Raw genomic sequence first — 10,099 nt, forward strand, 5'->3', positions numbered from 1 at the left:
ATGTAGAATATCTCTCAGAAAAACATTGTATCTTTATGTTAAGAAGAAAAAAGGAATTATGGATTTTGAAGGAGAATGTAACACGCGGACGGCTTCCGTATTCCAACTGAAGCGGAAAGGGGAAAAGATTCTTTCAATGCTGAATCCACATAAGCATCCGTTCATAATAGAGGTTGCCAATTTGCCGTTCAAGTGTCCGTGTACTCCAATTACAATCGACTGTTTCTTGCATATAAAACAGTCTCGCCTGTTCACTTTCGACCTTTAAAAGTAGGCGGTAATGTGTCCAACTCAATTCAGGACGCAGTGCGTCACATTTTGGGTAAATGAGATAGAAATTGCGTATGTGGCGCAAGTTACTTTCATCAAAACCCTTTCTCACTACTGGGCACTTAGTCCCGGCTGATTTTCAGTTGTTTATAATTTAGTTCTTTGATATTTTTGTAATCACAATTGGTAAGTATCTCTCTTACAGGTGTTTTATCCAGTAGAGAAAAGCTCAAAATTTGTAGAATTTCGTAGATTGGACGGTTGACTTTCAATTTGTAAGCGACAATGGCAACCAGACAGTATGTTATGATGGCACAGTACACTTGTGTCTTGACAGCATTCATCGTGGTGCCCCAAAAAGATTTTACTTTCAGGTGTTGTTTTATCCATTTGAAAAATAGTTCCACCTGCCAACGGTTCTTGTATAGCAAAGCAATTTCCTCTGCTGAGAGTTCCATGTTGTTGGTGATGAACACAAATTCTCTGTCCAGTTCTTCATCGTAGTATTTAACCCGCTGGAGTTTGTCCGGATATGCTTTGAGCGATTTATACGTTTCAAGCATTCCGATCTGGTCACATTTTATTCCGGTTGTTTTATCGACTTCACGGGAATACATCCTGCGGAATCTCATATTATCCTTTGCACGTGTAACGAAGTAAGCACCACTAGCGTGAAGCTTATGCAAACGGGTGAAGTCAACATATCCTTTATCCATGATATAGAAACTTCCCTTTTCATAACTCAACTCATCCAGCATGTTTACGTCATGTACTTTAGCATTGGTTACCAGTACGACTGTCGGTATGGAAGTCTTTACATCATACAAGGTATGAAGTTTGATGCCTCCTTTGTGTTTCCTAAATTCCGCCCACCAAAAAACATTCAGACAAAGGTCTATGGTGGAGGAATCAAAGGCATAAACATTACCGTCAACTTTCACCTCGAAGTCATTTTTGTTGTAGCTATTACGGGCTTCCGCAATCAGGGTATAAGCAAATTCTTCGTAGATACGATAATCTCTATTCCGGTTTGCTTTCCCCAGATTGGTACGGCTAACTGTTGCACCGAATCCCAAGTGATAGTACTTGTTCTTGTGTGCCTCGAGGCTGAGCATAAGGTCACGCATACTGTCTCGGGCGGTCAGTTGTCCAAAGATCATGCACAGCATCTGACTCCAACAGGTGAATGTTCTCATTTTCTTATTCCCGGAATACTTCTCTACCAAGCGGTCAAAGACACGACGGGGAAGAAAATCTGTAAGTTGAGCGAAGATATATTTGCCTTGATTCATTGTCTTGAGCTTTTGGGCAAAGCTAAAACAACTTTTCAATTCAAATCGTCACGCTCCAAAAAAACACATAACTATGCGATTATCAAAGATTTCAAAGAACGATGTTTAATTTAAAGTGCCCACTAGTGACCCTTTCTGTATTTTTTAGTCAGTTTATCAGATAATTGTTTGAGTACTTGTTTCCCATATTCTGCCCGTTCCTTGCCGTTCTGTTCTTCCTCTACAATGGCTCTGCCGATGTGCCAATAGGCTTTTACCATTGCAAAATTAGCGGTACGGTAAACACTTGTACGTGCATCCTCGATTATTTGAGTAATCGTGTCGTAAAGCGTATTGATTCCTTTTGTTATTTCTCCACCTGCTGCCATATCAGTATCATAATTTAGATGCAAAGTTACTAACTTTAAACGGCTTGAATGTTAGATAGAATACTTTCTTTCATGCTCCGTAAGGATAAATAGGGACTTAAAACAGGGGCTTTTCTTTGGGGGCTTTTAAAACTTGATAAAAAGAGAACTGAATTTTGACTGTTTTTTTCATCAGGTACAACAACCATTAGCACACCATTAACCACCCCTCAATAACAACCATAAGACAATAGGATACACAAGCCAAATACCTGTTGATAACTTTTTTAAGAGAAGTGATGCAAAAGTTTAAAAAGACTTTTTTAGCTTGCCTTTTATAAAGGCAAAAACTCAGAAAGTCAATTCAAGAAAAAATCAAATTGAAATTATGCGAAGTTCATCAATTGGATATTTCTTCTTTTCATATTCATATATTGCTTCCTCTTTACGCAATATAAACTCATCTCTTCTGTCTAAATACTTAAGAATACTTAAGGCTTGCAGTGAATTGTCATGATTAAATGCCCAGTCTATTAAAAAATCCCATTCATTTGCACCCCTTACCCATTCTTGCCCTTTTTCAAATAGCGTTAAGAGTTGCGATTTATAGTCATTCAATTCTTCCAAATTATTTATTGAACAACTCCAAATAGTTATCTTCTTATGAAAGACCATGTCAATTTCATACCACCTGTACAAACCTGTTAATGTTTCATTATTCCTTATATCTCTTATTAGCTTTTTCTTTAAAGAGATAGGTATCTCTTTTCGGTTGTTAATAGCTTCACATTTGATATTGTTTGCAATATTACTTATTGGCTTATTTAGTATGCGCAGTGATATATCTAATAAATAATAGTCGCTTCCTATTTTTTTTCTTAAGTCAAAGTAATACCCGTATAGTAATTGTTTTTCTATATCAAGATAAGTTTTGTAAGAATTTGTCTTATCATCGAAAAACAATCCTTCATTTTGAGTAGGAACGTCTAATACATTCCTAATTTTGTTAATTATATCTTCCATAAAGGTACTTGTGTTACACTGGTAGTAGTATTAGCAGTCGATGTGCCTATTAATGGATTATTTGAATCTGAAAAACCATTCTCACCAAATGTGCCACTACCGCTATTTATAATATCATCTTTCGAAATTTGTTTTCCACTTCTTTTCGCATTTCCGCTTTTCACTTCCACTGCAACTATTTTTCCAGTTTTTTTATTCCGAATAAGAACATCCACATAGCGAACTCCTTTTTCCGTATGAACTGTTACTTGCCGTCCTAATATTTCAACATTTGGATTATTCGATAGCTTATTATAAATCAAATCTTCTGCTTTCTTTCCATTTGCTTTATTAGCTTTTCTTTGTGCAGCACTACATTCCAATCCAAACGGGTCTAACCACGTATTTGGGTCGTGTACATAAGCGTATAAAGTAGGATTATTTCCTGATAGTCGAATCGGGTCTTGTGATAAGTAACTGCCTGTTTCAGGTGAATAGTAACGATAACGGTTGTAGCATAGATTAGTCTCAGAATCAAAGTATTGCCCAGCCCAACGAAATGGACAATCAAATTCAGAGCCTTTATTAACCGTAAGTACTTTTCCATAAATATCCAATGTACAATCCCAAGTTTTATCCCCCTGTTCATTGTACATCTGAATAGGTGTACCCAAATAGTCAAACACAATGGAGTATTGTTTGCCGTCCTGCATCTTCGCTGTAGGTACAAACGTGCCAGCCTCGAATACCCAGGTGGTAATATCTTTGGTCGGTTCTTTGGGTGGAATGCTTTCCTCCTCATCCGGTTGCATATCAGTGGCTTTGTAGTCCCACTCATGGATAGGCACATTGCCGTCCCATACCCAACGTGTAATCTTCCCGAAGTATTGTTTTGCCGTCCGCCGTCCCAACGCATCGTATCGGAACTCCACCGGTCTTCCGTCCGGGCGTATGACTTTCTTCAACATCCCGTTGGAACTCCACTCGTACAGCCATCCCGTTCCCGTTGCCAAGCAGCGGATGCCCCGTTCCTTCTCCATTCGCTTGCGGTCGAACCTTACGCCCGTTTCCTGCAACTGCTTGAATTCACGGAAAATGAGGTTCCCCTCGTCATCGTAATGGTAGAAACAATCCGGGTCTTCCAAAAGTTTTCCTCCGGCACCGTATTTGCGGTCTTTCTTATCCGGTGTCTCAAAAAGGTTACCCACGAAATCCGGTGTACGGTAAATCACATCCGTTTCCGAACCTTGCATGGTTTCCTGCCGGATAAGGAAGTCGAAACGGTCGTAGTCGTAGCGTGTGACAGTACCTGTCAGCTCGTTCTCCTTGGAGAGCAGGCGGTTGGCGATACCCCATTGGTAGCGGTAGGCACCTTTCTCTATGCCGCCCGACCGTACTGACTTGTGTACCTCCCTGCCGAAGCAGTCACGTTCCGTCCTGACAGTCACACCGCCGGAAAAGGTGCGCTGCACCTCCAGCCCGGTATTGTCACGTACCCATGACGCCTGCCAGCTCTCGCCCGCCTGCATGGTCTGCAAGTTGCCTTCCCGGTCGTACGTATGACGGATGTCCGCTCCCAGGCTGCTGGTGATACGGGTACAGTTGCCCTCGCTGTCGTACGTGCGGTTGACGGTATATTCTCCCTGTTTCTCCTCTATAATCTGTCCCGTCTTCCTGTCACGGGTGAACTCCAGCAGGTTCTCGCTGTTTTCCGCCTTGACAAGCATTCCGTCCTTGTCATACGTGTAAAGGGATACATCGCCGTCGTACTGTTCTTCCTTCAGGATGTTGTCCAACCCGTCATACAGGTATTCCGTCCATTTGTCCCCGGGACGGTTTACCCGTGTGACACGTCCGGCACCATCGCGCTCATACTCGCGCCGCAGCCCGTCGAAACCGATTTCCGTAACGACTTGTCCCAAACCGTCCAACTCGAAGAAATAGTTGTCACCCGCCTCGTTTCCGATGCGCCGGAGCTGCAACTCGCTGTTGTAACCGAATGTAATCCGATGGCGTTCCTGCTCACGGCTTTTCAATACCCCCAATGCCCCATAGGTGAACTTCACCTCGCGGATGTTGTCCGTGGCATGTACCATGTTCCCCATGGCGTCGTACTCGAACTGGTGCACGTTGCCGTCCGGTTCTTCCAGCCGTATCAGGTTGTCCGCCCGGTCATAGGCGTACCGGGTGGCATTGCCTTTGACATCCACCGCCTGTATAAGCCTGCCCCTACCGTCGTATTCCCACCTGCGGAACAGGCCGTTGGGGAACCGCAGCAGTTCGAGGTCGTAGCGGTCGTTGAAGGTGAGGGTATAGACGCGTCCCTGCCCGTCGGTAATGGTATGCAATACGCCTCCCTCGTAAGTGTATTTCACAGTCTCCCCGCTGAGCGTGGTGCGGCTGACGACACGGTCCATCCCGTCGTAATCCCAAGAAAGTTGTTTCCCTCCCGGCGTACAGAGCAGGACGAGGTTGCGGTTTCCGTCGTAGCTCAGGAACGTATCCTCGCCGTTCTCGTCCGTTATCCGGACAGGTTGGCCAAACTCGTTGTAGGAAGTCTTGCGGGTATAACCTTCGGGGTTGACCGTGACCTCCAGTTCCTGATATCCGTTGTACTGCTGGCGCGTGATTCCCCCATTGGCATCCACTATCTTGTAGATGAGCTTGTCCTCCCCGTAATGGTATTCGGTTTCGGCACCCTCCCCGTTACGGATATGGGTGTAGCCTTTGCCGTAACGGATGAAGTACTCCATGACGCCGCCGTCCCCCCATGTATGCACACAACGGGCGTTCTCACCTTTGCCTTCGTATTCCCAATGGAAGGCCATGCCTCCCTGATTGGTCAGCTGTACCAGCAGATGCCCGTCGGTATAGACGAAATGCTTGCTGACATCCAGTGCGTCGGTGGTCTCCACCATGTCGCCCCGGTCGTCATAACGATAGCGGACAAGCCTGGTCTCCTCACCGTCCTGCTTCATGGACACACAGCATACCCGTCCCAATTCGTCGGTTTCCACCTTCAAGCGTTCCCCCCGAGAAGATACGATTCCCGCCAGTTTTCCAGCCGAAGCGTATTCGAAACGGATGCGGAACCCGTCTTTGGTGGATATGTCCGACACCATGCGGTAGCCGAAGCGGTTCTCCGGTCCGTCGAACCGATATTGAAGTCCCCGGATGTCGGTCAGCAGATAACCCTGCCCGTCAAGCATCCAGAGCAATTGTTCCTTGCGGTCAAAATAGGAATCCCCCGGTTCCAGCACGGGCAGGAAGGACTCCCGTCCGTCAGCATGGCGGAAGAGGAAAGCCCCTTCTTCCAGCCGCCGGATGCCCAGGTTGTAACTGTGGTGCCAGTTGTAGCCCAACGGGCCGTCCACGGCGGCATCGCTGTAATAGGTGCGTTCCCAAACGATGGGGATGGGGCCTGGCAGCTCGAAATCCACGTTGGTGTGGTACACCCTGCCTGTTGCCGCATCGACCGGCTCGCCGAATGTCTTGCATTTGATGGGCTGGAGAATGTCCGCCAGCCGGTTCTTTCCTTTCTTTCTCAGTCTGTCAATCAGGTCCTGGAACTTGTCGCCCAGCTTTTTCCACATTTTTCCCAGCCCCTTGAGCCCGAACTTCATTGCCAGCGCGAACATGTCGATGGTGGGCGGCCCGCCCACGAGCACCGGTTTGCCTACAGAGGTGATGGTGGAGAGCATGGATGTGGGTGCCAGCAACGCCTTGCTCACTTTCTTGGGCTTTCCCTTGCGGGGAATGGTCGGGATGCCGACCAGGTTGCAGGAGAGCGCCGGATGTGTCAGCGTGGAGCAGGGGGCACCGTCCGCCAGCACGGTCGCGCTGCCCATCCACATCTCCGACTCGGACATGCCGCTGACCAGCGGTGCCGGGTGCAGGACGAATGCAGGCAGGTGCACGATGCCTATACCCGCCTGCGCAATCCACTGGTTATGCACCTTCACCGTAGGTGCCATCCCCTTGAGAATGCTGCACGCCACTCCCGCCACCCCTTCGGTGACGGGCGGCATGGCGGCGGCGATGCCTGCCATGATGTCCGCCATGAGGTCATATACTTTCCCCACATGCGGCACGGGCATGACGGGTGACGGCGGTGTGACCGTAGGGTGCATGTCTATCCCTATGGCAAGGTCGCCGAACTTGGCTACGGGCATGCCCGGCATGGATGGGAGCAGTCCGCCCAGTCCCGCCTGGAGCTTGTCCAGGGCAGCCTTTGAGTCGGCGAAAAGGTCGGAGAATCCCCGTCTGGTGCTGTTGTTGTCAACGGCATCAGCTATATTTTTCAACACATCTGACATAGTGAGAACGGTTTAGAAAAGTAAAGAAAGGAAACAGCCGGAGAGGTTAACCGGAGTTCTCCGGCTGTTTCAGAAAAGGGATTGCCTATGCATCCTGTGCATAATCGCTGTTCCAGTCATTCTCGTCATCCCCCTTGGTGCCTTCCAACTTGATGACAAAACTCTTTGCCGGGAAGTAAGGAGTCAGGTGAATGTCGAGGAAAATGCGGTCTTTCTGTTTCGGGTCACGCTCGAAGCGGAGGATCTTGAATTTTTCAATCAGGCGTCCGGGACCCTGGATGCTGTCCAGGAACTTGCTGATCTGTCCGCGCAAATCCCTCTCTGCCTTGCTGTTCCAGTTCTCGAAAGCGCGCCGGTTGAGGAAGTCCATCAATACCTTGGTCACCCAGTCGAACACACGTACCACCGAATAGGTCTGCAAGCCCAGGTTGTCGCCGTTGAACAACGTCTTGGCGGAGAACGCCATCACCTTGCCGTATTCCTTCACCATGGGAATCAGACCAATCTTTTCCAGTTCGGAGATCTCGCTCTTCTTCAGGTTGAAAGCCACTCCGTCCACCTCGCTCATGGAACCGTATTTCTTGCCGGCGGTGACCTGTGCCATCACCGTCTTGTACACGCTGCCCGCCAGTGCCGCGGAAGGCGGAATCAGCAAGTCCTCCGTCTCGCCGAGTTCGGCATAACGCCCACGTCCGACCAGGTAGTTGCAGGCCATACATACGTTGGACTTGTACACATCGCCTCCCGACAGGTTGGAGTCGAAGAACATCTCGATGACATCGTCCGGCTTTTCAAGGTCGGCGAAGTCGGTATAAATCATCACCTTGTTGTCATGCGCTATCTTCGCCCATTTCTCAATCACCTTGTTGGAACCCAGGTAGCCGGGGATGACCAGCAAGGAATAGTTGGTACGCAGGTCCAGGCGGTCGTAGTTGGCACGCAACTCGTCCGCAATGGCGTCGATGAAGAAAGAGTTGTCCAGGTCGGTGAGCTGCTCCATGGAAGCATTGACGATGGAAATGTTCTTAATCTTGTCGGAATCCGTATTCTTGTAGAAAAGCATGACCGTACGGTATGACTTCTCCAATTGTTTCACCTCTTCCACCGCCTTCAGCTGGTTCTGGGAAAGCAGGTCGGAGACGGCTGCCGATTTCTTCTGGCACAGTTCAATCATTTCGCTGATGGACTTGTTGCCTTGCAGCATGTCCACCCACATTTCGAGCCGTTTCTCCAGCTCCTTGCGCTCAGGCGCCCGTTCGGGGTCTGTAAGGAAAATGTTACGGCGCGCCTTGCGCTCCGGGTTCAGGTTCTGTATGCCGTCCACAGAGGACTCCAGGACATTGAAACCACCAAACTTAGCCAGGACCTGTAGCTCCGCGTTCAGGTTTCTGGACTGTGCCGCAGCCTGCTGTTGTTGTACGGCTGCCTCCCTGTGTGTGTTCTGTTCACTCATAGCTGTTGTCATTCATTTGCAGGGTTAGACTTCTCGTTTTTCTTTAAATCGTCCAGCATGGCAGAAAGCGAATTGACGAATGCCTCGCGTGTCGCCGGATTCTCCAATACCCGTTGCAGCACCTTGTTGGAGCGCAACGACTTCTCCATCCTGTCGGCGAACTGCTTTTCCGTATTCAGTCCTGACAGGAAATGACTTTGCTCCGTCATTTTCTTGACAGAAAAGTCCCCCACATTGTGAAAACGGAAGTTTTCCTCCACGGGAGCACCTTCCGCATCGGTGAACTCAATATCTATCTCCGGTAAGAAATGCGCGAAGACCTGGTCGATATTGGTCAGCCCCGTGATCACTTCGGGAGCCACCGGTTCGTCTTTAGTCAACTGCTCCACCAATAATGTCCGGTTTTGTGGAATTTCCGCAATGCCTTCGGAGGCGTCAATCTTCACTTCGTTTCCGCCGATTCCGTAATTTCCAAGATCCATAAATTCGATATTTAAGTTTAAACTATATGTTGATTAAATTCTCTTTCAGTTGAAAATACCTCCTTTTCTTCTGGCTTTTGCCTGCCGCATGGAGGGATTCTCCACCAGTTCCTTCCAGTCCTCGCCCAGCCATTCGTGAAGCTGGCGTTCCAGCACCTCGATGTCAATCGGCGCACGCACCTGCCTGCCCGTATGGAGCGCCAGGTGTGCCGCGTAGGTGAAGGTGGAGCTCCGTCTGATGTCTTCGGAAAGATAGCTTCCTCCCGCCAATGCCAGCAGGAAATATTCGAACGCCTGTTCCAGCTTTCCCTCCTCGTACCGCAGGAAGCCGCACATCCGGTAGCCCTCCATGACATAATAGGGGTCTTTCCGTTCGACAGCTTTCCCGGCTATCCCCTCGTATAAAGCCACCGCCTCTTCGCGTTTCTTTTCTGCCGTCAGGATTGCCGCCTTCATGGAAACAGCCATCTTCCAGTAGCTGTATCCCGCCGCCTCGCCATCCTTCATCGCCTTTTCCGCCTCGCGGATGGTCTTGTCGCTGTATTTCATGCTGCTTTTGTATTCGCGGATAGCATAGCAGGCTTCGGAAGCGATGAAGAGAGCGGATATCCGAATATTCGCATCCTTCAGTTCCCCGGCAATATCCAAGAGTTTCCTTATTTCCTTTTCCAGCAGGTTCAAATCCTGTTTCCGCGTGCAGTCCATGACCGCCGTCACCTGCTGTTTGAACCGGTTCTCGGGCGCAATCAGGTCGTTACCGGTATCCGCCCGTGCCATCCGGTTATGCAGTGCCGCCGCCATGTCAAAGCGGGGGCGTATGTGGACCACCTCCGGCGACTCGTCCAAAGCGACACTCCTGTTCTTTTTCAAATCAATGGTTGTCAGACGGATGCCCTGCGGGACACCCTCTTTCAGTACCTGTCCGAACCATTCCGTC

Annotated in this window: 8 protein-coding genes; all 8 read right to left on the reverse strand. The window is 48.7% G+C overall.

Annotated features, from left to right (window positions below; translation table 11 throughout):
- Positions 1–133: 133 nt before the first annotated feature.
- A complete protein-coding gene (locus tag QZ135_RS23140; protein WP_294615187.1) occupies positions 134–382 on the reverse strand; it encodes a DUF1016 N-terminal domain-containing protein in 249 nt (82 codons plus the stop codon).
- Between the two features lie 10 nt (positions 383–392).
- Positions 393–1,562 carry an IS4 family transposase gene (locus QZ135_RS23145; RefSeq protein ID WP_208080697.1) on the reverse strand — a complete coding sequence of 390 codons (1,170 nt, stop codon included), beginning with the start codon at positions 1,560–1,562 and terminating at the stop codon, positions 393–395.
- 122 nt (positions 1,563–1,684) lie between these two features.
- A complete protein-coding gene (locus QZ135_RS23150; RefSeq protein ID WP_208080699.1) occupies positions 1,685–1,930 on the reverse strand; it encodes a DUF1016 N-terminal domain-containing protein in 246 nt (81 codons plus the stop codon).
- Positions 1,931–2,284: 354 nt separating this feature from the next.
- Positions 2,285–2,932 carry a hypothetical protein gene (locus QZ135_RS23155; protein WP_208080701.1) on the reverse strand — a complete coding sequence of 216 codons (648 nt, stop codon included), beginning with the start codon at positions 2,930–2,932 and terminating at the stop codon, positions 2,285–2,287.
- Positions 2,920–7,227 carry a DUF6531 domain-containing protein gene (locus QZ135_RS23160; protein WP_294615190.1) on the reverse strand — a complete coding sequence of 1,436 codons (4,308 nt, stop codon included), beginning with the start codon at positions 7,225–7,227 and terminating at the stop codon, positions 2,920–2,922. The genes QZ135_RS23155 and QZ135_RS23160 overlap by 13 nt, the downstream gene beginning before the upstream one ends.
- 85 nt (positions 7,228–7,312) lie before the next feature.
- Complete coding sequence (locus QZ135_RS23165; RefSeq protein WP_032838686.1) at positions 7,313–8,680, reverse strand: DUF5458 family protein; 1,368 nt, start codon at positions 8,678–8,680, stop codon at positions 7,313–7,315.
- An 8-nt stretch (positions 8,681–8,688) separates the two neighbouring features.
- The gene (locus tag QZ135_RS23170; RefSeq protein WP_005682896.1) at positions 8,689–9,162 is read right to left on the reverse strand and encodes a hypothetical protein; all 474 of its coding nucleotides are present in this window, start codon (positions 9,160–9,162) and stop codon (positions 8,689–8,691) included.
- A gap of 45 nt (positions 9,163–9,207) precedes the next feature.
- Positions 9,208–10,099, reverse strand: an 892-nt coding sequence (locus QZ135_RS23175; protein WP_365979359.1) for a hypothetical protein, incomplete at its 5' end; no start/stop codon positions are given.

It is taken from the genome of uncultured Bacteroides sp. (assembly GCF_905207245.1).
GTDB lineage: Bacteria > Bacteroidota > Bacteroidia > Bacteroidales > Bacteroidaceae > Bacteroides.

Excerpts from the sequence above, each read along its gene's own strand:
- QZ135_RS23150 (WP_208080699.1), bottom strand. The coding sequence starts at position 1,930 with ATGGCAGCAGGTGGAGAAATAACAAAAGGAATCAATACGCTTTACGAC.
- QZ135_RS23165 (WP_032838686.1), bottom strand. The coding sequence starts at position 8,680 with ATGAGTGAACAGAACACACACAGGGAGGCAGCCGTACAACAACAGCAG.
- QZ135_RS23155 (WP_208080701.1), bottom strand. The coding sequence starts at position 2,932 with ATGGAAGATATAATTAACAAAATTAGGAATGTATTAGACGTTCCTACT.
- QZ135_RS23160 (WP_294615190.1), bottom strand. The coding sequence starts at position 7,227 with ATGTCAGATGTGTTGAAAAATATAGCTGATGCCGTTGACAACAACAGC.
- QZ135_RS23170 (WP_005682896.1), bottom strand. The coding sequence starts at position 9,162 with ATGGATCTTGGAAATTACGGAATCGGCGGAAACGAAGTGAAGATTGAC.
- QZ135_RS23145 (WP_208080697.1), bottom strand. The coding sequence starts at position 1,562 with ATGAATCAAGGCAAATATATCTTCGCTCAACTTACAGATTTTCTTCCC.